19 protein-coding genes are annotated in these 24,564 nt (G+C 64.8%); 14 read left to right on the top strand and 5 right to left on the bottom strand.

Annotated features, from left to right (window positions below; genetic code table 11):
- Positions 1 to 72: 72 nt before the first annotated feature.
- On the top strand, positions 73 to 504 hold the full coding sequence (locus tag B5V03_RS21805) for a hypothetical protein (protein ID WP_129272451.1): 432 nt from the start codon (positions 73 to 75) through the stop codon (positions 502 to 504).
- Between the two features lie 123 nt (positions 505 to 627).
- Here B5V03_RS21805 and B5V03_RS21800 read toward each other — a convergent pair whose 3' ends face one another.
- A complete protein-coding gene (locus B5V03_RS21800) occupies positions 628 to 1,608 on the bottom strand; it encodes an ABC transporter substrate-binding protein (RefSeq protein ID WP_129272450.1) in 981 nt (326 codons plus the stop codon).
- Between the two features lie 97 nt (positions 1,609 to 1,705).
- Between B5V03_RS21800 and B5V03_RS21795 the strand changes: the two genes are divergently transcribed.
- The 10 genes from B5V03_RS21795 (at position 1,706) to B5V03_RS21750 (ending at position 11,012) form a co-directional block, all read left to right on the top strand.
- Positions 1,706 to 1,990 (top strand): hypothetical protein, encoded by a 285-nt coding sequence (locus B5V03_RS21795; RefSeq protein WP_129272449.1) that lies wholly within the window; start codon positions 1,706 to 1,708, stop codon positions 1,988 to 1,990.
- A gap of 103 nt (positions 1,991 to 2,093) precedes the next feature.
- On the top strand, positions 2,094 to 3,197 hold the full coding sequence (locus B5V03_RS21790; protein WP_129272448.1) for an ABC transporter substrate-binding protein: 1,104 nt from the start codon (positions 2,094 to 2,096) through the stop codon (positions 3,195 to 3,197).
- Positions 3,175 to 4,197: an ABC transporter permease gene (locus tag B5V03_RS21785; RefSeq protein ID WP_129272447.1), complete on the top strand. Its 1,023-nt coding sequence runs from the start codon at positions 3,175 to 3,177 to the stop codon at positions 4,195 to 4,197. The genes B5V03_RS21790 and B5V03_RS21785 overlap by 23 nt, the downstream gene beginning before the upstream one ends.
- A complete protein-coding gene (locus tag B5V03_RS21780; RefSeq protein ID WP_129272446.1) occupies positions 4,191 to 4,991 on the top strand; it encodes an ABC transporter ATP-binding protein in 801 nt (266 codons plus the stop codon). The genes B5V03_RS21785 and B5V03_RS21780 overlap by 7 nt, the downstream gene beginning before the upstream one ends.
- Positions 4,985 to 6,157 (top strand): acyl-CoA dehydrogenase family protein, encoded by a 1,173-nt coding sequence (locus B5V03_RS21775; protein ID WP_129272445.1) that lies wholly within the window; start codon positions 4,985 to 4,987, stop codon positions 6,155 to 6,157. The genes B5V03_RS21780 and B5V03_RS21775 overlap by 7 nt, the downstream gene beginning before the upstream one ends.
- A 24-nt stretch (positions 6,158 to 6,181) precedes the next feature.
- Positions 6,182 to 7,276, top strand: a complete 1,095-nt coding sequence (locus B5V03_RS21770) for an LLM class flavin-dependent oxidoreductase (RefSeq protein ID WP_129272444.1) — start codon at positions 6,182 to 6,184, stop codon at positions 7,274 to 7,276.
- Positions 7,273 to 8,211, top strand: a complete 939-nt coding sequence (locus B5V03_RS21765; protein ID WP_129272443.1) for an ABC transporter substrate-binding protein — start codon at positions 7,273 to 7,275, stop codon at positions 8,209 to 8,211. The genes B5V03_RS21770 and B5V03_RS21765 overlap by 4 nt, the downstream gene beginning before the upstream one ends.
- 327 nt (positions 8,212 to 8,538) lie before the next feature.
- Positions 8,539 to 9,384, top strand: a complete 846-nt coding sequence (locus B5V03_RS21760) for a CmcJ/NvfI family oxidoreductase (protein WP_129272442.1) — start codon at positions 8,539 to 8,541, stop codon at positions 9,382 to 9,384.
- A 102-nt stretch (positions 9,385 to 9,486) separates the two neighbouring features.
- Positions 9,487 to 9,798 (top strand): septal ring lytic transglycosylase RlpA family protein, encoded by a 312-nt coding sequence (locus B5V03_RS21755; RefSeq protein ID WP_129272441.1) that lies wholly within the window; start codon positions 9,487 to 9,489, stop codon positions 9,796 to 9,798.
- Positions 9,799 to 9,842: 44 nt separating this feature from the next.
- Entirely contained in the window at positions 9,843 to 11,012 is a 1,170-nt protein-coding gene (locus B5V03_RS21750) for a Gfo/Idh/MocA family protein (RefSeq protein WP_129272440.1), read from the top strand.
- 182 nt (positions 11,013 to 11,194) lie between these two features.
- Here B5V03_RS21750 and B5V03_RS21745 read toward each other — a convergent pair whose 3' ends face one another.
- The 4 genes from B5V03_RS21745 to B5V03_RS21730 form a co-directional block, all read right to left on the bottom strand.
- A complete protein-coding gene (locus tag B5V03_RS21745) occupies positions 11,195 to 12,505 on the bottom strand; it encodes an ABC transporter substrate-binding protein (RefSeq protein ID WP_129272439.1) in 1,311 nt (436 codons plus the stop codon).
- Between the two features lie 161 nt (positions 12,506 to 12,666).
- Entirely contained in the window at positions 12,667 to 15,186 is a 2,520-nt protein-coding gene (gene uvrA, locus B5V03_RS21740; RefSeq protein WP_129272438.1) for an excinuclease ABC subunit UvrA, read from the bottom strand.
- A 129-nt stretch (positions 15,187 to 15,315) separates the two neighbouring features.
- Positions 15,316 to 16,431: a D-alanine--D-alanine ligase family protein gene (locus tag B5V03_RS21735; RefSeq protein ID WP_129272437.1), complete on the bottom strand. Its 1,116-nt coding sequence runs from the start codon at positions 16,429 to 16,431 to the stop codon at positions 15,316 to 15,318.
- 124 nt (positions 16,432 to 16,555) lie between these two features.
- Positions 16,556 to 17,788 carry an SMP-30/gluconolactonase/LRE family protein gene (locus tag B5V03_RS21730; protein WP_129272436.1) on the bottom strand — a complete coding sequence of 411 codons (1,233 nt, stop codon included), beginning with the start codon at positions 17,786 to 17,788 and terminating at the stop codon, positions 16,556 to 16,558.
- A gap of 291 nt (positions 17,789 to 18,079) precedes the next feature.
- On the opposite strand from B5V03_RS21730, the gene B5V03_RS21725 reads away from it, so the two are divergent.
- The 3 genes from B5V03_RS21725 to B5V03_RS21715 all read left to right on the top strand — a co-directional run bounded on the left by B5V03_RS21725 (position 18,080) and on the right by B5V03_RS21715 (position 24,491).
- Positions 18,080 to 18,322, top strand: a complete 243-nt coding sequence (locus B5V03_RS21725) for a hypothetical protein (RefSeq protein WP_129272435.1) — start codon at positions 18,080 to 18,082, stop codon at positions 18,320 to 18,322.
- A 368-nt stretch (positions 18,323 to 18,690) separates the two neighbouring features.
- Complete coding sequence (locus B5V03_RS21720) at positions 18,691 to 22,479, top strand: beta strand repeat-containing protein (RefSeq protein ID WP_129272434.1); 3,789 nt, start codon at positions 18,691 to 18,693, stop codon at positions 22,477 to 22,479.
- Between the two features lie 449 nt (positions 22,480 to 22,928).
- Complete coding sequence (locus tag B5V03_RS21715; protein WP_129272433.1) at positions 22,929 to 24,491, top strand: 2-isopropylmalate synthase; 1,563 nt, start codon at positions 22,929 to 22,931, stop codon at positions 24,489 to 24,491.
- Positions 24,492 to 24,564: the final 73 nt, after the last annotated feature.

The following is a 24,564-nucleotide window of genomic DNA, read 5'->3' as shown; positions in this document are numbered from 1 at the left end:
CTTGGCGCAAGGATGACCGATCATGGCGCTGCGATCCATTTCCAAACGAGACGTCAGACAGGGAGTAAGACGATGAGGATCTGGAAAACGGCAATTGCCTGTTCGCTCGCTGGCGCGGTCATCGCCGGCCAAATCGGGCAGGCCTCAGCGGGTCCGATGCCGACCAATGTCGCGACCATGAAGGCCGCGGCCGGCGACGATGTCACGCAGGTGCATTGGCGCGGCGGTGGTTGGGGATGGGGCCTTGGAGGTCTCGCGGCCGGCGCCATCATCGGCGGTGCCATCGCCAGCAGCTCTTATGGCTACTATGGCGGCGGCCCGTATTACGGTGGCTACGGATATCCGGGTTATGGCTACGGGTACGGCTATGCGCCAGCCTATTATGGTTATGGCGGGCCAGCCTATGCCTATCCGCGATACTATCGGCCTTACCGTCCGTATTACGGCTATCGCTACGGCTACTACCGGCCGTATTACCGGCACTACTATCGCGGATATTGGTGATCCTGCGCGGCTAGAGCGAGAGCCACACGATCAGGCTCATGCAGGCGAAATGCGCGAGCACGATCGCGGCGAGATGCAGCGGGCCGGCCTTGAGCCGAGATGTGCGCATGTCGCCGCGTCCGGCTAATTCGATCCCGCGGCCGCGGCGGTGAAGCTGCGGTCGACGGCTTTGCCGACGTCGAGCGTCTTCGGCAGGATGCCGTAGCGCGTCGAACGGTCTGATGCCGCCTGCACCTCCTTCACGACGTTCTCGTCGATTACGATCGGGCTGGTGCGTTGCGCGGTGTAGGCCGACAGCAGCACGTCCTCGGGCAGTTTTGTTAATTCGGCCGTGCTTTTGGCGTATTCGCCGAGGTGGTCGAGCGACCACAGCCGCGCCTTGTTGAGCCGCTGCACGAGGTCCTGCACCGCCGCGCGCTTGGTGGCGATGGCGTTGTCGGAGGCGACGATGAAAGTGATGGTCGGTGTCAGGCCTTCGCCGTCGGCGATCACGCGGGCCTTGTCCTTCAGCGTCGCGAACGAGACGTAGGGCTCCCACACCGCCCAGGCGTCGATCGAACCCGCCACCAGCGCGATCTTGGCATCGACCGGGCCAAGCGGGGCGAAGGTGGCATCCTCCAGCTTGATCTGCGCCTTCTCCAGCGTCGCGTCGATCAAAAACTGGCCCCAGCCGCCGCGCGTGCCGGCGAGCCGCTTGCCCTTGAGGTCGGCGGCCGACTTGATCGGCGAATCCTGGCGCACCAGGATCGCTTGCGTCCTTGCATCCGAGCGCGTTCCGCCGATCGCCTTGATCGGCGCGCCGGCAGCGTAGACCGAGAGGAAGGAGAGGTCGCCGGTGTAGCCGACGTCGAGCGCGCCGGCGTTGAGTGCTTCCAGGATCGGCGCAGCGGCGGGGAATTCCGACCATTCGATCTTGTAGGGCAGGTCCTTCGCGTAGCCTGAAATCTCCAGCAGCGAGCGGTTGCCGCCCTTCTGGTCGCCGACGCGCAGCACGACGGTGTCGGCCGCGAACGCGGCGGCCGCGGTCGATAGCGTAATGGCTGCGGCGAGCAGCGATGCCGCAAGCCGGCGGGTGATGGAATGATCGTCGGAGTTGATGCTCATTGGCCTGTCTTGTTGCCTGCTTGTTACTTTGGCTCACAACGCGTGAGCAAACGATGCAGCGAGACGATGAAGTCTATGATCGCGCGGTACGCAGTCAATGAAATGGCAATTCGTATTGCGGCTGCGGCGGGCAAGGACGTTTCAGCGAGGCGGTGCTTTCGAGAACGTGCGGCGTGCGCGGCCGATGCTGCGCAAGAATGAAGCAGGGGTGGGAGTCGCGGCGGGCTCTGCCAACGGATGCATCGGCGAAAATCGTTTCATCGTCCCGGCACACGCCGAAGGAGAGAATGACTTCGCTTCGCGTCACATTCGAAATTCCATTTCATTGACGATGCGGCGGGCGCGCCGCATGATTTGCGCATCGCATCAAAGCGGCGTGTAAGCGCCGGCGGAGATTATTCTCTCAACGCAGCTCCACATGGAATATGCGCAACGCGAAGCGATGCGCGAACGGTGGCGTTGTGCCAGCGCAGGAGTGGGGACTGATGGGCAACGACAACAAGAGCGGTGGATCGAGCCTCGACCGGCGTCATTTGCTCCAGGCGGGGTTGGCGGCGGCGTTCGCCGCGCCGCTCGGTGCCTTTGGCGCAGCACAGGCCTTCGCGCCGCAGGCGATCGCGCCGGGCGTCGACCTCTCGGAGTTTCCGCTATGCCGGACGGCCTCGGACGCACCCGCGCTGACCGGCGCCCCGCGCAAGCTGAAGCTGTCGTGGAATGCCGGCGCGGTGTGCCTTGCGCCGGTGCCGGTCGCCATCGAGCACGGCTTCTTCCAGAAGCACAATCTCGACGTCGAGCTCATCAATTATTCCGGCTCGACCGACCAGCTGCTCGAGGCGATCGCGACCGGAAAGAGCGATGCCGGGCTCGGCATGGCGCTGCGCTGGCTGAAGCCGCTGGAGCAGGGCTTTGACGTCAAGATCGCCGCCGGCACCCATGGCGGCTGCATGCGCGTGCTGACCCGCGCCGATTCCAGCGTGACGAAGCTCGCCGACCTCAAGGGCAAGATCGTCGCGGTCGGCGATCTCGGCGGTCCCGACAAGAACTTCTTCTCCGTTCAGCTCGCCAAGCTCGGCATCGATCCCAACAAGGACGTCGACTGGCGCGCCTATCCCGGCAACCTCCTCAACGTCGCCGTGGAGAAGGGCGAGGTGCAGGCGTTCCTGTCGTCCGACCCTCTCGGTTATCTCTGGCTCAAGGACAGCCAGTACAAGGAGGTCGCCTCCAATCTCGATGGCGAGTATCGCGACAAGAGCTGCTGCATCCTCGGCCTGCGCGGCTCGCTCGTGCGCGAGGAGCCGCAGGTCGCGCGCGCGCTGACGCAGGCGCTGCTCGATGCCGCGATGTTGACCGCGCAGAATCCGGCCGTGACGGCAAAATCGTTCCAGCCTTACGCGCCGAAGACGGCGTCGCTCGCCGATATCGAGGGCATGGTGCGTTACCACACTCACCATCATCATCCCGTCGGCGAGGTGCTGAAGCGCGAACTCAAGGCCTATGCCGACGACCTCAAGAGTGTGCAGGTCTTCAAGCAGAGCACCGATACCGCCAAATTCGCGGAGCGCATCTATGTCGACGTATTCGCTGTCTGACGGCCTCGCCTCTGGCGCGCCGCGGACCTCGCGCGCGCCGTGGCTCGCGACCTGGATCCGGGAGTCCGGCGTCGGCGTTCTCGCCAGCATCGCCTGGATCGCCTTCGGTTTCTCCTGCCTGTGGTGGCAGGATCTCGGCGACTGGTCGCGCACGCATTCGCTCGGCATTGCAGCCTTCATCATCGCGGCGATCGCCCTGCTCGGGACGGTCGGGGCCGACTATCTGGGATCGGCGGGCCGCGGCTTGCGCCAGCGTGCGCCATGGCTCGTGGCGCTCGGCGCGTTCCTGACGCTCTGGGAGGTCGCCACCGCAAAGTTCGCCTGGCTGCCGCTGCCGTTCTTTCCGCCGCCGCAGTCGATCATCGAGGTCTACACCGATGACCTGCCAAAGCTGCTCGACAGCGTGTTCGCTTCGGTCAAGCTTCAGCTCGGCGGCTGTCTGATCGGCGCAACGGTCGGCTTCGTCTCCGGCGTCTCGATCGGCTGGTCGCGTGCCGTTGGCTATTGGGCGCATCCGGTGCTGCGCTTCATCGGCCCGCTGCCGGCGACCGCCTGGCTGCCGATCGCCTTCTTCACCTTCCCGTCGAGCTGGAGCGCCTCGACCTTCCTGATCGCGCTCGCGACCGGCTTCCCCGTCACCGTGCTGACATGGTCCGGTGTCGCGAGCGTCAGCAATGCCTATTACGACGTCGCGCGCACGCTGGGCGCAAAGCCGTCCTTCCTGGTGCTGAAGGTCGCGATTCCCGCCGCGCTGCCACACGTCTTCGTCGGCCTGTTCATGGGGCTCGGCGCGTCCTTTGCCGTGCTCGTCGTCGCCGAGATGATCGGCGTCAAGGCCGGCCTCGGCTGGTATCTGCAATGGGCGCAGGGCTGGGCGGCTTACGCCAACATGTATGCGGCGCTGATCGTGATGTCGCTGCTCTGCTCCGGCGCGATCACGCTGCTGTTTGCGATCCGCGACCGCCTGCTGGTCTGGCAGAAGGGGACCGTCAAATGGTAGCCGCAGCCGCACTGGCCGAAGTCGCCGCTCCTGCGGCGGCCGGCGCCGCGCTCGACATCGAGCAGGTCAGCCACGCCTTCGACATCGACGGCGCCGAATTGCCGGTGCTCGACGATGTCAGCATTTCCGTCGAGCCTGGCGAGTTCGTCGCGTTGCTCGGCCCCTCCGGCTGCGGGAAGTCCACGCTGCTGCGCCTCGTCGCAGGCCTCGACAAGCCCAAGTCGGGAACGCTACGCGAGGACGAGAGCCGCATCAGGGCGCCGCATCCCTCGCGCGTGGTCGTGTTCCAGGATCCGACCCTGTTTCCCTGGCGCTCGGTCTGGGACAACGTCGCGCTGGGGCTGGAAGCGCAGGGCATTTTGAAGAGCCAGCGCCATCGCGTCGATGCCGCGCTCGATCTCGTCGGGCTGTCGGACTTCCGCACCGCCTATCCGCACCAGCTCTCCGGCGGCATGGCGCAGCGCGTCGCGCTGGCGCGTGCGCTCGTCAACGATCCAAAAATCCTGATCCTCGACGAGCCGCTGGGCAAGCTCGATTCGCTCACCCGCATCACCATGCAGGCCGAGCTCGTGTCGCTCTGGCAACGCAAGGGCTTTACCACGCTCCTCGTCACGCATGACGCCGAGGAAGCGCTTGTGCTGGCCAACCGTGTCATCGTGTTCAGCGATCGTCCGGCGCGCGTGAAGGCAGACATTCGGGTCGACCGGCCCTATCCGCGCCATCGCGGCGATCCATATCTTGCGGATCTGCGCCGGCAGATCCTTGGTCTGTTGGGGTTAGACGCCACATGGTGACTTCCATAGCCAAGGGGCGCACGCCCCATAGCGAACCTGATTACATCGCGCGCGCCGAGGCGCTGGCCGAAGGCTTTGCGGCGCGGGCGGCCGAGCACGATCGCACCGGCAGCTTTCCCTTCGAGAATTTTCGCGAGCTCTCCGAAGCGGGCTTGTTGTCGCTGACGGTACCGGCCGCCTTTGGCGGCGCCGGTGCCGGTGCGAGGTACGCCGCACGTGTTCTCGGCATCGTCGGCAAGGCCTGCTCATCGACGGCGCTGGTGCTGTCGATGCACTACATCAATCATTTCGTGATGGCACGCAGCCCGAGCTGGCCGGTGCGGCTGTCGCGCAAGCTCGCACAGGAAACCGTGGAGGGCCTTGCGCTGATCAATGCGCTCCGTGTCGAGCCGGAACTCGGCTCGCCCGCGCGCGGCGGTCTGCCGGCGACGATCGCGCGCCGCACCGAGACCGGCTGGCGCCTCTCCGGACACAAGGTCTATTCGACGGGTTCGCCGATCCTGAAATGGTATCTGGTCTGGGCCCGCACCGACGAAGCCGAGCCGCGCGTCGGCCAGTTCCTGGTGCCGGCGGGCCTGCCGGGCACGCGCATCGTCGAGACCTGGGACCACCACGGCCTGCGTGCCAGCGGCAGCCACGACGTCATTTTCGACGACGTCGTGATCGCGCTCGACGCCGAGATCGATGTCCGCAAGCCTGCTGACTGGCGCGCGCCGGACGTCGCGCAGGCGACCGTCCACACTCTCTTCGTCGCCGCGATCTATGACGGCATCGCGCGTGCGGCGCGGGACTGGCTGGTTACCTTCCTGAAGACGCGGGTGCCGGGCAGTCTCGGCGCGCCGCTGGCGACCTTGCCGCGCGCCCAGGAGATCCTCGGCGGCATCGAGGCGCGGCTCGCGATCAACGCACGTTTGATCGACAGCTTCGCCTCCGATTTCGACGACGGCTTGCAGCTGAGCGCGATCGAGTCCAACATCATCAAGCTGACGGTGACCAATAACGCCGTAGCCGCAGTGGAGGAGGCCTTGTCGCTGACCAGCAATCACGGTCTGTCGCGCAAAAATCCGCTGGAGCGGCATTACCGCGACGTGCTCTGCGGCCGCGTCCACACCCCGCAGGACGACACCACCAAAATCACAGCCGGGCGCGCAGCGCTGGGCGTCTGACTCATCACTTACAAGGAGTTCCCGATGTCGGTCGAGTTCATCGGCTTTATCGCAAACAGCAATGCTTCCGAGACCATCGTGCGCCAGGGTCCGGTGCTCGATCCCGCGTATATCGAGACGGTGGCGAAGGCGCACGAACTTGCCGGCTTCGACCGCGCACTGCTGGCGTTCCATTCGACCACGCCGGATGCGCTCCAGATTGCCCAGCACGTGCTGACGATCACCAAAAAGCTCAAGGTGATGATCGCGCAGCGCCCTGGCTTCACCGCGCCGACGCTGCTCGCGCGCCAGCTCGCCACGCTCGACCAGCTTTATGAGGGCCGCGTCTCGCTGCACGTCATCACCGGCGGCAACGCGATCGAGCTCAGGCAGGACGGCAACACGCTCGACGACAAGGACGAGCGCTACGCCCGCACCAGCGAGTTCCTCGACATCGTGCGGCTGGAATGGACCAGCGAGAAGCCGTTCAACTACAGCGGCAAGTACTACAACGTCGAGAATGGTTTTTCGCAGGTGAAGCCGCTCCAGAAGGGCGGCATCTACACCTTCGTCGGCGGCGGCTCCGATGCTGCGATCGAGGTCTCGGGCAAGCATGCCGACACCTTTGCGCTGTGGGGCGAATCCTACGCCCAGGTGCGCGATGTCACCGGGCGTGTGCGCGCCGCAGCCGCGAAGCATGGGCGTCCCAGCCCGCGCTTCAGCCTGTCGGTGCGGCCGATCCTCGCCGATACCGAGGAGAAGGCCTGGCAGAAGGCCGAAGGGATCCTCGAACGCGCCACCGCGCTGCAGGACCAGACCGGCTATCGCCGGCCCAATCACGCGACCGAGGGCGCCAAGCGGCTGCTGGCGGCGGCCGACCAGGGCGCGCGCATCGACAAGCGGCTGTGGACCGAGATCGCAAAGCTCACCGGCGCCAACAGCAACACCACCGCTTTGGTCGGCACGCCCGAGCAGGTCGCCGAGGTTTTTGCCGACTATTACGACCTCGGCGTCAGCCATTTCCTGATCCGCGGCTTCGATCCGCTGCCCGATGCCATCGACTATGGCCGCGAGCTGATCCCGCTGACGCGCAAGCTGATCGCGGAGCGTCAAGGCGTTCGCGGCGAGGCGGCGGAATGATCCGTCTCATGCTGGCCGGCGCGCTGCTGTTCGGTTCGCTGGAACTGGCGGCAGCGCAAACCACGCTGCGCGTCGGCGACCAGAAGGGCAATGCGCAGGCCGTGATGGAAGCGGCGGGTGTGCTGAAAGACATCCCTTACAAGATCGAGTGGAAGGAGTTTCCGGCGGCGGCGCCTCTGCTGGAGGCGCTCAGTGCCGGCGCGATCGAGACCGGACTCGTGGGCGACGCGCCCTTCACCTTCGCCGCCGCCTCCGGCGCGCCGGTGAAGGCGATCGCCGCGATCCGCCAGACGCGCGAGGGGCTCGCGATCCTCGTGCCGGAGACTTCGCCGATCAAGAGTTTTGCCGATCTGCGCGGCAAGAAGATCGCCACTGGCCGCGGTTCGATCGGCCATCAGCTCATCCTCGCCGCGCTCGAGAAGAACGGCTGGGCTGCGAGCGACGTGCAGATCGCGTTTCTCGCGCCATCCGATGCCAAGATCGCCTACACGCAAGGCTCGGTCGACGCCTGGTCGACCTGGGAGCCGTATGTGAGCCAGGAAGAGGTGCTGTTCAAGTCGCGCCGCATCATCAATTCGGAGGGCCTGACGCCGGGTCTGAGCTTTCAGGTGGCACGGCCCGACGCCATCCGCGACAAACGCGCGGAGCTGACGGACTTCATCCGCCGGCTCACAGCAGCGCGGGCGTGGTCGCTGAACAATATCGACAGCTATGCCGCGACGTGGGGCAGGCTGATGAACATCCCGACCGCCGTGCCGCTGAACTGGCTGTCGCGTGCAAAAATCCGGATCGCGCCGATCGACGACGGCGTGGTCGCGGACGAGCAGAGCACGATCGATCTCTATTTCCGCTGGGGTTTGATCAAGCAGAAGCTCGATGCGGCCGAGATCGTCGATCGCTCGTTTGCGGATGCGATCGCGAAGGCGGGATTGTAGCGGCACTCTCGTGTCCCGGACGCGCTGCAGCGTGCAACGCTGCTGCGCAGAGCCGGGACCCATGCCGCACGGAATGCTCTCCGTTAGATGGGCCCCGGCTCTGCAGCGCACCACTTCGTGATGCGCTGCGTCCGGGGCACGAGACCTCACAAGCGCTCAAGCATCTGTGAAGCAGGAAGACGCGTTCCAGCGCAATCGCCTTCCGCGAAACGTTCCTTCTGCTTTCTCAGCCTTCGACAACACCACCATTGCTATTTGCATCGCGCCTCTTGCACTGCGTCTCGCCGCCGCAAAAATCATTCAGACGACCACATCGGGAGACCGGCCATGGGCCTGCAAGAAACAAAAATCGAATCGCTTCCCTTCGTCACCGCCGAACTCAACTACCTCGCGCCGACATCAGGCAAGCCGCGCACCTACGCCTTCGATCCGCCGCCGGGCGAACCGAAGAGCACATTGCTGCCGGAGCCGCATCAGGTGCCGATCTTCGACGCGCGACTGATCGCGCAAAATTTCTCGCTCGATCGCGAAGGCTTTGCGCTGGTGCGCCATCCGAACCAGGTGAAGGACTTTTACAACGAGGCGGAAATCAAGGCGGTCTATTATCCCGCCGTCGAAGCCTTCTTGCGGGCGACATTGAAGGCCGACCGGGTCTTCATCTTCGACCACACCGTACGCAGGCGCGTCGCGGGCGCTCCGGATATTCGCGACGGTGGCCCGCGCCAGCCCGCGACGCGCGTCCACGTCGACCAGACCGCCGTCTCCGGCGCCAACCGCGTGCGCGAGCATCTGCCTGATGAAGCTGACGCGTTGCTTAGGGGACGCGTACAGGTGATCAATCTCTGGCGGCCGATCCGTGGGCCCCTGCGTGATTCACCGTTGGCGATGGCTGACGGCAGCACGGTTAAGCCTGACGATCTGGTCGCGTCCGACCTGATCTATCCCAACCGCCGCGGCGAGACCTATTCGGTGAAATACAATCCGAACCATCGCTGGTTCTATTTCCCCGAGATGACGCCGGATGAGGCTCTGCTGCTCAAGTGCTATGATTCCGCAACCGACGGCCGCACCCGCTTCGGACCGCACACGGCCTTCGTCGACCCGACCACCCCGGCTGATGCAGCGCCGCGCGAGAGCATCGAGATCCGCGCGCTGGTGTTCCACAAACAGTAACAAAGTGTGATGGCACTGCCGGGCGCCGCCCGGCAGTTCCTGGAACTTAAGGGAACAACGCGACGTTTGCGGCGCGGGGCCGGGCCAACCGGGAGCGGTGCCGTGCGAGCGCAGACGACTTTATTGCTTTGTTTGACGACTTCATCTCTCGCCTTCATCTCCGTTGCAAATGCCGAAAGCGGCCTTGCCTCATATTACGGATACGGAAAAGCCGGCAAAGGGGAGCTGACCTGCGCTCACCGGACACGGCCCTTCGGCAGCGTGCTCAGGGTCTCCTATAGCGGGCGCACGATTCAGTGCCGCGTCAATGATCGCGGCCCGTTCATCCGTGGTCGGATCGTCGATCTCTCGGTGCCTGCTGCCCGCGCGCTCGGCATGATGAGCGCCGGCGTGGTGCGGGTCTCGGTGGATTAGGCCCGCGAGCGCGCTATAGTGCCGCCCAAGGCAAGGGGGGCGCTATGGCCAGGATTCGTGTGGGACTCGTCGGCTGCGGCTTCGTGTCGGAGCTGCACATGTATGCGTTCCGGCGCGTCTATGGGGTGGACGTCGAGGTCGCGGCGGTGGCCGCGCGCGGCGATCGCGTCGTCGATTTCGCAAGGCATCACGGGATACCGAAGGTCTATCGCAGCTTTGCCGAACTGATCGCGGACCGCGAGCTCGATGTCATCGACATCTGCACGCCGCCCAATCTTCATGCCGAGATGATCGTCGCCGCTATGCAGGCCGGCAAGCACGTCATCTGCGAAAAACCCTTCGCCGGCTATTTCGGCCGCGAGGGCGACGCACAGCCGATCGGCAAGTACGTGCCGAAGGCGCTGATGTATGAACGCGTGCTGGAGGAGATGGACGCGACCCGCGGCGCGATCGAGCATACCGGAAAACTCTTCATGTATGCCGAGGACTGGATCTACGCGCCGGCGGTGACCAAGACCGCCGAGATCATCAGGGCGACGAAGGACAAAATCCTGTTCATGAAGGGCGAGGAGAGCCATTCCGGCTCGCACGCAGCCCATGCCGCGCAATGGGCGATGACCGGCGGCGGCTCGCTGATCCGCATGGGCTGCCATCCGCTTTCGGCGATCCTCTATCTCAAGCAGGTCGAGGCGAAGGCCCGCGGCGAGACCATCCGCGTTGCCAGCGTCACCGGCGATGTCGGCAACGTCACGGCTAGCCTGAAGCCGGAAGAGCGCACCTACATCAAGGCCAATCCGGTCGATGTCGAGGATTGGGGCACGCTGACGGCGACCTTCTCCGACGGCACCAAGGCGACCGTGCTCTCCGGCGACATGATCATGGGCGGCGTGCGCAATCTGGTCGAGACCTATACGAGCGGCGGTTCGCTGTTCGCCAACATCACGCCGAACAACCATCTGATGAGCTACCAGACCAGCGAAGAAAAGCTCGCCAGCGTCTACATCACCGAAAAGGTCGACCGCAAAACCGGCTGGCAATATGTCTGCCTCGAAGAGGAATGGACGCGCGGCTATTTGCAGGAGATCCAGGATTTCATGGAATGCGCGGCGACGGGACGGCAGCCGCTGTCGGACCTCGCGCTGGCGTATGAGACGATCAAGGTGAACTACGCCGGCTATTGGGCGGCGGAGGAGGGGCGGCGGGTGGTGTTGTGAGGGCGTGGTCTCCGCCGTAGTTCACCTCGCCCCGCTTGCGGGGAGAGGTCGAAAGCGAAGCTTTCGGGTGAGGGGGCTCTCCGCGAGTCCGTCTCTCACCGTCAACGCCGAGACAGCCCCTCACCCCAACCCTCTCCCCGTAAGAACGGGGCGAGGGAGCGCAGCGTTGCTCGTAGCTCGCACTACGCCCCGTAGGTCGATCCCTTCGGCAGCGGGAATACCGGGTCCTGCGTGCGGATGTTGGTCGGCCACACCACGGAGATGTGCTCGCCGGCGTTCTGCATCACGACCGGGGTCGAGCGCTCGTTCTGGCCTGACATCGGCGTGCCCGGCGGGAAGAATTTGACGCCATAGCCCTGGATGGTGCCGCCGGCGGGAATGTCGACGTCGAGTGCAGCCTTGCGGATGGCCTCGGGCTCGAAGCTGCCATACTTTTCCTTGGCGACGGGGAGCACGTTGCTGAGCAGCACCCAGGTCTGGTTAAAACCCATCGAGCAATGTGGGGGGACGTCGGTCGCGCCGGTCTTGGCCTTGTAGCGCGTGACCATGGCGTTGGTGAGGTCGCCGATGCCCGGCGCGAGCTTCGCGGGATCGAGCAGCTGCGCCGGCACCGGATCGATGTTGCAGAAATTGTCGATGTCAGGACCGAAGGTCGCGCGCAGCTTGTCGAGCTGGCTGTAGCCGGCGCCTGCCCCGAACAGCATCTTGAAGCGCAGGCCGCTCTCGCGGGCCTGGCGCAGGAACAGGGTGATGTCGGGGTTGTAGCCGGCATGCGAGATCACATCGACCTTGGCGCGCTTGAGCTTGGTCACGAGCACCGAGAGGTCGGGTGCGGACGCCGAGTAGCCCTCGCGCATCACCACCTGGATGCCGGCCTGCTTGGCATAGGCCTCGTCCGCCGCGGCAACGCCGACGCCATAAGGCCCATCCTCGTGGATCAATGCGACCTTGACCTCGCCCGGCTCCATGCCGAGCTTGCCCTTGGCGTGCTCGGCGAGGAAGCCCGCAAAAGCCTGGCCGTACTGGTCGGAATGGATCTGCGCGCGAAACACATATTGCAGGTTCTTGTCCTTGAACACGGCGGTCGAGACCGCGGTCGTGATCCAGAGGATCTTCTTCTGCTGCTCGACCTTGGCGGCGAGCGGCACGGCGTGCGAGCTCGCATAGACGCCATTGATGATGTCGATCTTTTCCTGGCTGATCAGGCGCTCGGCCTCGTTGATCGCGACATCCGGCTTGCTCTGGGAGTCGGCGGCGACCGGCACGATTTTGGTCTTGCCTCCGATCCCGCCCTTCTCGTTGGCGAGATCGATGGCGATCTGTGCACCGATCGAGGAGGCGACCGAGCCGCCGGCGGCAAACGGCCCGGTGAGGTCGTAGATCAGGCCGATGCGCAAATTCTCGGCCTGCGCCTGCGCCCGTGTCCAATCGAGGCTGAGCGCAGCGGCGGCAGCCGCCGAGCTCTTCAGCAGCTGCCTGCGTGAAGTCGGCATCCTATCCTCCCTCAAAACCGTCTGTTGATCGGTCCAGTTATTTTTCGCGAAGTATTGGGAGCGGGAACCCGAAAGTCAACAACGCGAAAGTCTGGGTCCGTCCTCCGCGGCCCGGAACGCAATTGCGAAATGGGTGGCTGTATGACCTGGGATCAGGTTCGTCACTGGGTCAAGCGGCGGGCAAGATAGCGCGCCGTCTTCCCACCGGCCTTGCCGCCACTTTTGGCGACCTCATGCGGCGTCCCCGAGGCGACGATATGGCCGCCCTCGTCGCCAGCGCCGGGGCCGAGATCAATGATCCAGTCGCTATGAGAGACGACATCCATGTCATGCTCGACCACGACGACGCTGTTGCCCGCGTCCACGATCCGCTCGAGCTGGGCGATCAGCCGCTCGACATCGCGCGGGTGAAGGCCTGTGGTCGGCTCGTCCAGGACATAGAGCGTGTGTCCGCGTTGCGGGCGCATCAGTTCGGTCGCCAGCTTGATGCGCTGGGCTTCGCCACCGGACAATTCGGTGGCGGATTGACCGAGGCGGATATAGCCGAGGCCGACCTCGCGGACCACGGACAGCGACCGGTTCAATGTGGACTCGTCGCGGAAGAAGTCGAAGGCCTCATCGACGCGCATGGCCAGAACATCCGCGATCGATTTTCCGCGAATCTTCACCTCGAGCGTCTTGTCGTTGTAGCGTGCACCCTTGCAGGTCGGGCAGGGCGCATAGACGCTGGGCAGGAATAGAAGCTCGACGCAGACGAAACCTTCGCCCTCGCAGGTCGCGCAGCGGCCCTTCGCGACATTGAACGAGAAGCGCCCTGCATCGTAGCGACGGGACTTCGCCTGCGGCGTTGCCGCGAACAGGCGCCGCACATGATCGAACAGGCCGGTATAGGTCGCAAGGTTCGATCGCGGCGTGCGGCCGATCGACTTCTGATCCACCACCACGAGGCGATCGACCTCGTCGAGGCCGGCGACGATCTTGCCGCCCAATGTCTCGACCGTGGGCGCCAGGCTGTCGTCGTCCGCGTCAATGGGAAGCGTGTGGCCGAGATGGCCGGCCACGGCATCGACGAGGAACTGGCTGATCAGGCTCGATTTGCCGGAGCCCGACACGCCGGTGACGCTGGCGATGACACCCAGCGGGATATCGACGTCGAGGCCGTGAAGGTTGTTGCGGCTCACGCCTCTGACCTTGAGATGCCCCTTCGCCTCGCGACGGACCGTCCGCAGCTTGTTTCGCGGATGGGCAAGATAATGGGCGGTCCGCGATTGCTCGATCTCGCCGAGCCCTGCGGGCGGTCCGCTATAGAGGATGTTTCCGCCGCCTTCGCCGGCGTCAGGCCCGACGTCCACCAACCAATCGGCATGCCTGATCACCTCGATCTCGTGTTCGACGACGAAGATCGAATTTCCCGCGTGCTTGAGCCGGTCCAGCGCTCGCAGCAACGCTTCGGTGTCGGCAGGATGCAGGCCGGCAGACGGCTCGTCGAGCACGTAGACGACGCCGAACAGGTTCGAGCGGACCTGCGTCGCCAGACGCAACCGCTGCAATTCGCCGGGCGACAGCGTTGGCGTGCTGCGTTCGCAGGCGAGATAGCCGAGGCCGAGATCGAGCAGGACGTTCAGTCGCGCCGATAAATCCTCGCAGATGCGCCGGGCGACGACGACCTTCTCTGATGCTCCATGCGCCGTTGCGAACGGCTTCATCAACTCTTGCAGCTGCTTGAGCGGGAGGTGCGACATCTCGGCGATATTGAGACCGGCGAATTTGACCTTGAGCGCCTCGGGCTTCAGCCGCGTGCCGTGGCAGGTCGGGCAGTCCCGGGTGATCAGGAATTGAGCGACCCGGCGCTTCATCATCGCGCTCTCGGACTTCGCGTAGGTCTGCATCACGTAGCGCTTCGCGCCGGTGAACGTACCTTGGTAACTCGGCTCCTCCTTGCGGCGCAGGGCCCGTTTGACTTCGGCTGCGTCGTAACCGGCATAGACCGGAACGGTGGGCTGCTCCTCCGTGAACAGGATCCAGTCGCGGTCCTTCTTCGGGAGCTCGCGCCAGGGCTTGTCGACATCGTAGCCCAGCGTCGTCAGGATGTCCCGGAGGTTCTGTCCCTGCCAGGCGCTCGGCCAGGCCGCGACGGCACGCTCGCGAATCGTCTTGGTGTCGTCGGGCACCATGGATTTCTCGGTGACATCGAGCATCCTGCCGATGCCGTGGCAGGTCGGGCAGGCGCCTTCCGGCGTGTTAGGAGAAAACGATTCCGCATAGAGCATCGGCTGTCCCCGCGGATAGTCGCCGGCCCGGGAGTAGAGCATTCTGAGCAGGTTGGAGATGGTTGTTACACTACCAACGGACGACCGCGTTGTCGGCGCGCCGCGCTGCTGCTGGAGCGCAACCGCCGGCGGCAAGCCCTCGATGTCGTCGACTTCGGGAATCTGCATCTGGTGGAAAAGGCGCCGCGCGTAGGGCGACACCGATTCCAGATAGCGCCGCTGCGCCTCGGCGTAGATCGTTCCAAAGGCGAGCGAGGATTTCCCGGAGCCCGACACACCCGTGAACACGACCAGGGCATTGCGCGGAATTCTGACGTCGACGTTTTTGAGGTTGTGCTCGCGCGCGCCCCGGACCCGGACGAAGCCGTCGTCCTGCATCAGGCTATCGATTTGTCTTGGTCGATCGTCCATCTGGCTCCTCCGGCCCCGCGGGGGAGCGGCGTAGCACGTCTTTGCCGCACGGGCAGTTTCGGCGAGAGACTAACCAGCAAATCGCTGGATGGGTCCTCCGATGCCCGTATGACCAAATGTCATGGTGCTCTAGCTCGCGTAACCCCGTTCCAGCAATTGCCGCTGTCGGTGCCGGTCCAGCGCCAGATCGACGAGGCGCGTCAGCAACTCTGCATAGGGCACGCCCGAGGCTTCCATCATCTTCGGATACATGCTGATCGAGGTGAAGCCGGGCAGGGTGTTGATCTCGTTGAAGCAGAATTTTCCGGTTTGCCGGTCGAGGAAAAAGTCGACGCGCGCGAAGCCGCTGCATTCGAGCGCCGCGAATACCTGCGTCGCCAGCGATCGCACGCGCTCCATCTGTGGCGCATCGAGCCGGGCCGGCAGGTCGACCCGGGCGCCGTCGGGATCGAGATATTTTGCCTCGTAGGAATAGAACTCGTGATGGGCGTTGGGGTTCAGCTCGCTGGCGACGCTCGCGAACAGCGTCTCGCCCTCGAGCACCGCGACCTCGATTTCGCGCGCGTCGATGCCTTGCTCGACCAGCACCTTGACGTCATAGCGAAACGCATCGTCGAGTGCCGCGCCGAGCGCATCCCATGTCTTCACCTTGTGGATGCCGACGCTGGAGCCCATGTTGCACGGCTTGACGAACACCGGCAGGCTCAGGCCCTCGACCGCCTTCGCAAGCGATGCGGACCGGTCCTGAACGAAGGCCTTGCGGGTCAGCACGCGGTAGGGCGCGACCGGAATGCCGGCGAATTCAGCGAGCCGCTTGGCCACATCCTTGTCCATGCTGACGGCGGAGGCGAGAACGCCGGAGCCGACATAGGCGACATCGGCCAATTCCAGCAGGCCCTGTACGGCGCCGTCCTCGCAGAGCGGCCCATGCATGACCGGAAAGACGACGTCGATCTCGATCGGGTCTCCCGGCGCGATCGGCATGAGCACGCCGCGCCCGTCAGCTCCTCTGGCGAGCCGCATCTCGGGCGCGCCCGCCAGGATCGTCAAGGATGCCGCGTTCGCCTGATCGAGCGTGTGAAGATCGTTCCATTGCCACCGGCCCTCCTTGTCGATCGAGACCGGGATCACCTCGAAGCGGGTGCGGTCGAGATGATGGAGCACGGAGGCCGCCGATTTCAGCGAGACCTCATGCTCACCGGACCTGCCGCCATAGAGAACAACAACGCGAATTTTGTCTACCATGGTTCAATTATCACGCGCTTTGTCCGGAAGTCACCTCTGTTGCTCCGGCTCGGGTAAAGCGACCAAAACAAGTCGGCGCCGGCGAGGCACGCCGGCGCCGTCTTCGCATTTGAGCTCGTGCCGCTCAGCCCGGCCCCGCGCCCTGTGTCGCCGTGTAGACGGCGTAGAGCGACTGGCTCGCGGCCATGAACAGGCGGTTGCGCTTGGGGCCGCCGAAGCAGATGTTGCCGCAGACCTCCGGCAGGCGGATGCGACCGAGCAGCTTGCCCTCCGGCGACCACACGGTGACGCCGCTGTAGCCGACGGCGCGGCCGGCATTGCTGGAGGCCCAGACATTGCCGTTGACGTCGCAGCGCACGCCGTCCGGTCCGCACTTCACGCCGTCGATCGTGCAGTCGGAGAAGCGCTTTCCGTTGGACAGCTTGTTGTCCGTGCCGACGTCGAACACGAAGATCTCGCCGTTGCCGCCGGGGCCGGTGTCGCCCGGTCCCTTGCCGGTCGAGACGACATAGAGCTTCTTGAAATCGGGCGAGAAGCACAGGCCGTTCGGATCCGGCACCTGCTCTTCGGTGACGACGAGGTCGATGCGGCCGCTGGGATCGATGCGATAGCAGTTGGTCGGCAGCTCACGCTTGCCAGGTGCGAAGCCGGCCGGCTGTCCGATCCGCGGATTGAGCTTGCCGGGCGCATTGCTCGGGCCGCCCGGACCGTCGGGCTCGCCTTCATAGAGCTGGCCGCCATAGGGCGGATCGGTGAACCAGTAGCTGCCGTCGGGATGGGCTGCGATGTCGTTCGGCGAGTTCAGCCGCTTGCCTTGGTAGGAGTCTGCGAGCACCGTAGCGGTGCCGTCGTGCTCATAGCGCGTCACCCGGCGAGTGAGGTGCTCGCAGGAAAGCTGGCGGCCCTGGAAGTCGAACGAGTTGCCGTTGGAATTATTGGAGGGCGAGCGGAACACGCTGACGCGACCGTCATCCTCGCTCCAGCGCAGCTGCCGGTTGTTCGGGATGTCGCTCCAGAGCAGATAGCGGCCTTGCGCGCTCCACGCCGGGCCCTCGGCCCACAACAGACCGGTGTGCAGGCGCTTGATCGCGGTGTTGGGCTGGGCGAGATCGTTGAAGGACGGATCGACCGCGATGATGTCGGGGTCCCAGAAATAGGTCGTCGGCGCGCCATTGGGGCCGAAATCGCGCGGTGGCGTGGTGATCGTCGTCGGCGGTGCGGCAGGGCCGGTCTGGGCCAGTGCCGGGCCGGCCATCGTGGCGGCGGCGCCGAGCGCGAGGCCCCGGACAAGTGTTCGTCGTGAAAGCGCAGCATCCTGGTCACGCGGCTCGTGGTCACGAGCCTCTTGGCGTGTCATTCGCGTCCTCCCGGTCATGTTCGGCCAGCCGGTTGATCCGGCTCAGCAACCGCGGAGGTTAGTCCGGTCCGCGACGAGTTGCGAGCGTTGGATTCGCATCCTTTGCGCGATGCCGAAAAGATGTCGCGAATTCGTCGCAGCTCCGTCCCAAACGACGCTCCCGAACCCGCGCATGGCAGTTCCACGGCCGCGAACCACCGTTCGTTCGCGTCAGAATGGTGGCGCATGTCATGCCTTGACCCCGCCCTCATTGCTGCGCACAACTCTCCCCGGACAAATTCGGAGTTGAGCGTGGGTGGCGTCATATTGATCGTGTTGCTCGGGATCGCGTTCGCGGCCGGCTATTTCACACGCGACTACATCTCCCGCCAACGCCGTGCTGAAGCACGTCGCATGCGCGGCTACGCGCAGCCGGATTGGCTCAGCGCCAATGCGCCCGCCAACACCAATGAGGTGGCACCTCCAGCCACCGGCGAACTTGGCCAGATGCTCGACCGCTGGGAGAGCCGGGCCCGCGCCCGCCGCGCGGGGTAGTCGCCGCGCCGTTGTCGCTCGACGCATGGCGCTGCCCGCAACGGCGGAGCGCGCAAATCCGTCTTTTCCCCTAGCCGCGATCCCTCGGAGCGCCTCTCTTCGAGGCAGCGCGATGCAGCCTTGCGTGGGATGAGAATTCCGGCACCGGGCCGCGCATTTGTCGCGGGCTTTCCGTTTGCAACTGGTGCAAAACGCCCCCGCCTTCATGTAACAGACATATCATTATGCAACATAAGTTATGATACGAGGTGAATTTTCCTAAAATCGGAATTCGTGTGCCCGGTTGCGGCCGCCTGATCTCCTGAAAATCCAGCCTCGCGACGACTGAACCCCCGTCCACGAGCAGGACGGCAATAAGGAGAACAACCATGACCGACACGCTCACCGCCGGCTCGATCGCATTCACCGGCTTCAACGCGGACGGGGACGACAGCATCGCCTTCGTCTCGTTCTCCGACATCAAGGCCGGCACCGTCATCCATTTCACCGACAATGCATGGAGCGGCACGAGCTTCGCGACCGACGAGAACACCTGGAGCTGGACCGCGACCAGCGACGTCGCGGCCGGCACGATCATCAGCATGGCTGGCCTCGGTGCCGGCGGTTCGGCGTCGTCCAATGTCGGATCCGTGACGTTCGACACCGCCAACGCGCGCGACATCGCCGACGCGAACGAGGTCGTCTATGCTTATACCGGCGATGCCACCGCGCCGGTGTTCCTGACCGCGATCACCAATGCCATCTTCAACGCCAGCCTCGGACGCGGGACGCTCAATGGCACCGGCCTCACCCAGGGCGTCGACGCCAAGCAGCTGAACGGCAGCCCCGACATCGCCGTCTATACCGGCGACCGGTCGAGCCTTGCCGGCATCGAGGACTACAAGGCCCATATCTACGATGCGGCCAACTGGAATCTCCAGGGCGGTAACGGCGACCAGAGCCATGACGGCACGGCCCCCGACCTCCCGTTCTCGAACCAGGCCTTCACCACCGACCCAACCGCGCAAAAGATCGAGTTTGCCTCCGCAACAGTGAGTGTCGCCGAAGGCGACAGCGGCGACACGGTGCTGACGCTGACGCTGAACCGCATCGGCTCGACCTCGGGGGTCACCACCTTCTCCGGCACGGTGGCCGACCTGCCGGGCATGTACGGCTACGCCGACGCCGGCGATTTCGGCGGCAAGTTGCCGACGTTCAGCGGCAGTTTCGCCGACGGCGCCTCGACCACGACCGTGACGTTCCACATCAGCGGAGACACCACCTACGAGCCGGATGAGCACTTCTACGCCATCCTCGATACTGTCACGAGCGAGAGCGGCCTCATCTATATCGGCGACAAGGCGACGGTCGACGCCACCATCGTCAACGATGAGCCGGTTCAGTTCTTCGGCTTTGCCGAGAACTCCGTGACGGTTTCGCAATCGGAAGGCAACGCTAGCGATGTCAGGACCTTCACCTTCGTGGTGGAGCGCACCAAGGGCACCGCGGGGGATCTTTCGTTCAGCGGCGTGATCTCGCTCGGCTCCACTGATGCGGCCGATTTCGGCGGCACGGCGCCGTTGACATTCTCGGGCGTGATCAAGGCCGGTGAAAGCACCGCCACCGTCACCATCACCACGTCAGGCGACAACGTGCTCGAGGGCAACGACAGCTTCAGCCTGCATCTGACCGATGCGACTTCGAGCAATGGCACGACCATCGTCAGCACCTACCCCGATGCGACCGGCATCATCGTCAACGATGATCCGCTGCACATCGGCGTCAGCCAGACGGTCACGTCGACGCTCACCATCGGGGGGAGCGACCATCTCACCATCGACCTGGGCGGGAAGCTTGCCGTTTTCGACCCGCAGGATGGCACGTTCACCGGCGCGCTGCTGTGGTCGGGCGGTCAGTCGACCGGCGGCACGACGATCGTCGACAATGCCGGGATCATCGGACTCGACAGCCCGAACTACCAGGCGGTGAGCGGTACCGGCGTGACGGGTTCGTTCAGGCTCTACAATGGCCCGACCGGCATCATTTACGGCAGCGTCGGATTCAGATCCCTCGGCTCCGGGTCGGTGGTCACCGTGACCAATGTCGGGCGGATCGACGGCGGTCTCAACTATGCGCTGAACTTCGTCGACATCGGCAAGGTCAGCTCGGTCACGGTCACCAACAACGGTAACAGCAACGCCGGTGGTATCATCACCAACAGCCGGGCCAATTCCGACGTGATCCGCGGCGGCCCCAATATGGTGATCAACAATGGCGGCAGAATCCAGTCGGCTGCCGATGACGTTGCCAACGGCTACTATGGCGGTGATGCGGTCGACTATGCCGGCAGCGCCGGCGGGATCGTGACCAACGGCGGCCTGATCGAAGGGTCCCGCCACGCCATCACCAACAAGAAGGGCATGGCGATCACCAACGAAGTCGCCGGGACCCTGATCGGCCGCAACGGCTCCGGCATCAACATCGACAACGATGCGACGGAAGCCAACACGGTCTACGTCACCAACCGTGGCACCATCATCGGTGCTTCGGCCGGATACGAGGACAGCGACGGCGACGCCATCGATGCCGACGGCCTGCTCAAGCTGAACAATTTCGGCCTGGTCGAGGGCATCGGCGCCAACGGTTACCACGATGGCGAGGCCAACGTGTCCGAGGGTATCGCGGCGGGCGGCGGCGAGATCAACAACTACGCGGGCGGCATGATCTACGGTTACGGCCGCGCCATCCAGGTCGACAATTCCTCCAACGGCCCGGCGCTCGGCGCGACCACCGTCCACAACCAAGGCCAGATCCGCGGCGACGGCCATGGCCCGACCGGCGTGTCGGACGAGGACGCGGCGGTGATGAACGCCAGGATCCTCGGTGGCGAGGCGATCAACATCGTCGGCAGCTATGCTGACACCATCACGAACAGCGGCGGCATCCTCGGCGGCGTCAGGACCGACGGCGGCGACGACACGCTGACCAACAGTGGGCTGATGGTGGCGACCGGCGGCTCGGCGATCGATCTCGGCGACGGCAACGACAGCTTCACCAACAGCGGCATCGTCTCCGGCGACGTGCTGCTGGGCGCCGGCGACGACAGCATCAACCTCGTCACCGGCTCGACTATCACCGGCATCATCGACGGTGGCGATGGCAACGACACCATCAACCTGTCCGGCACCGGAAACGGAACGTTGGGTAAGGGCACCGGCATCGAGAAGGTCGACGTGAAAAGCGGTGCCTGGGCCTTCGAGAGCGATGCCAGCTATAGCAATGTCACGGTCGAGAGCGGCGCGAGCCTCGCTGTGCGCAGCGCTGTCACGACCGTGACGGTGGAGCAGGGGGCCGGACTGTTCGTTTACGGCCACGCCGACCACACTATTGTGCTAGGTGAGCAGGCCATCCACGCCGGTGGCATCGCAACCGCCACGACGATCGGGGCCGGCGGCGAGCAGAACGTCGTCGAGGGCGCCGCGGCCAATGGCACCACCATCGAGGGTGGCACCCAGGACGTCTTCGGCTCCGCCGACGACACCGTCATCGACGCGGCCGGCCTCCAGAACGTCCACGGCCGGGCGACCGACACCGTCGTCAACAGCGGCGGCGAGCAGAATGTCTACCAGGCTGCGACCGCCACCGGCACCATTGTGAACAGCGGCGGCATCCAGATCGACTGGGGCACAGCAGTCGCCACCACGATCGACGGCGGCAACCAATACGTCTACGGCACCGCCGCCGACACAGTGATCCTGTCCGGTGCGCAGTATGTCGCAGCCGGCGGTGTCACCTACGGCACGGTGATCGGCAACGGCGGCACCGCCCATGCCTTCGGCGGTGCCTCGGTTCACAACGCGACCTTCGCAGGGAGCGACGCCACGCTGGTGCTGGACCACGCGTCCGATTTCAGCGGCTTCATCTCCGGCTGGCAGGACGGCAATCACCTGGATCTTTCCGACATCCAGTTCGGTCAGGGCACGACGGTGGCCTACACCGCCAATGCCGGCAACAGTGGCGGCAAGCTGAAGGTGTCGGACGGTTCGCACACCGTATCGCTCTCGCTGCTCGGCCAGTACACGGCGGCCGACTTCGCGCTGTCGAGCGACGGCCATGGCGGCACCGTGATCACCGACCCCGGCGTGCAGGTTCAGAACCAACTTGCGGCCCACGCCTGACGCGCTTGCAGCGCCCCGCGGTGATCCCGCGGGGGGCATCAAATCAGAGGCTTCCCGCTGGACCGGGAAGTGCTGACTTGCAACCAGGTCACCTCTGCTGACCATCTTTTGGCGTTGCAGTTGTGCCCGTTTCTCGTCTAGAAACGGGCCTATCGAGCCTCCCGGCAACCAACCGTCAACGGTTTTGACCGAGGATTTGAGGGCTCAAAAGGGTCTGGCAATGCTGATTCGCGGCCAAATCGATGGGATTTCGGGGGAGGTGGCTCTGGCCGCCGCCACGATCCCGGCCGCGTCCTTGCTCACCCTTATTATTGGCGAGCTCCTTCTTAGCTGCCCCTGAGGGCCGGCTGGGCGCATGCGCCTGGGCGCTCAGGGGTTGGTCGAGATCACCGGACACCTCAAGCGCCCAGACCACTGAACGGCGCAAAAGCTCAAAAGGAAATCTGATAATGGCCACCGCGAACAAGTCCGAGAAGGACCGCGTCATCATTTTCGACACCACGCTGCGCGACGGCGAGCAGTGCCCCGGCGCCACCATGACCTTCGAGGAGAAGCTCGAGGTTGCGGAGATGCTGGATGATATGGGCGTCGACGTCATCGAAGCCGGCTTCCCCATCACTTCCGAAGGCGACTTCCAGGCGGTCAGCGAAATTGCCCGCCGCTCCAAGAACGCCGTGATCGCCGGCCTGTCGCGCGCGCATCCGGCCGACATCGACCGCTGCGCCGAAGCCGTGAAGTTCGCAAAACGCGGCCGCGTTCACACCGTGATCGCGACCTCGCCGCTGCATATGCGGGTGAAGCTGAACAAGACGCCGGAGCAGGTGCTCGAGACCTCGGTCGCGATGGTCGCGCGCGCGCGCAACCAGATCGACGACGTCGAATGGTCGGCCGAGGACGGCACCCGCAGCGAGATGGATTATCTGTGCCGCATCGTCGAAGCCGTCATCAAGGCCGGCGCCACCACGGTGAACATTCCTGATACCGTCGGCTACACCACGCCCGACGAATACACCCACTTCATGAAGACGCTGATCGAGCGCGTGCCGAACTCCGACAAGGCCGTGTTCTCGGTGCACTGCCATAACGATCTCGGCATGGCGGTGGCGAACTCGCTGGCCGGCGTGGTCGGCGGCGCGCGCCAGGTCGAATGCACCATCAACGGCATCGGCGAGCGCGCCGGCAACGCTGCGCTGGAAGAGATCGTGATGGCGATCAACGTCCGCAACGACAAATTCCCGTACTGGAACAAGATCGACACCACGCAGCTGACCCGCGCCTCGAAGGTGGTGTCGGCGGCGACCTCGTTTCCGGTCCAGTACAACAAGGCCATCGTCGGCCGGAACGCGTTCGCGCATGAGAGCGGCATCCACCAGGACGGCGTGCTGAAGGATGCCTCCACCTACGAGATCATGCGACCCGAAATGGTCGGCCTGAAGCAGTCCTCGCTGGTGCTGGGCAAACATTCCGGCCGCCATGCCTTCGTGCACAAGCTGGAGGAGATGGGCTACAAGCTCGGCCCGAACCAGCTGGAAGATGCGTTCACGCGGATGAAGGCGCTCGCCGACCGCAAGAAGGACATCTACGACGAGGACATCGAGGCGCTGGTCGACGAGGAGATGGCGGCGTCGCACGACCGCATCAAGCTGACCTCGCTGACCGTGATCGCCGGTACCCATGGTCCGCAGCGCGCGACCATGAAGCTCGACGTCGACGGCCAGATCAAGATCGAGGAGGCCGAGGGCAACGGTCCGGTCGACGCGGTGTTCAACTGCATCAAGCGGCTGGTGCCGCACGAGGCCAAGCTCGAGCTGTACCAGGTCCACGCGGTGACCGAAGGCACCGACGCTCAGGCGGAAGTCTCGGTGCGGTTGTCGCATGAGGGACGTGCGATGACGGCGCGGGCGGCGGATCCGGATACGCTGGTGGCTTCGGCCAAGGCGTATCTCGGCGCGCTCAACAAAATCGTCATGAAGCGCCAGCGCGACACCGTGACGACGGCTGCGGCGAGCTGACGCTGCTGACTTCGCCTCTCCCGCTTGCGGGAGAGGCCGACACGCGGAGCGTGGCGGGGGAGGGTTCTTTCCT

It is taken from the genome of Bradyrhizobium betae (assembly GCF_004123905.1).
In the GTDB taxonomy this organism is placed as follows: Bacteria; Pseudomonadota; Alphaproteobacteria; order Rhizobiales; family Xanthobacteraceae; genus Bradyrhizobium; species Bradyrhizobium betae_A.
The sequence above is the reverse complement of the archived record's forward strand: the minus strand, read 5'-3'. Positions and strand labels throughout refer to the sequence as shown.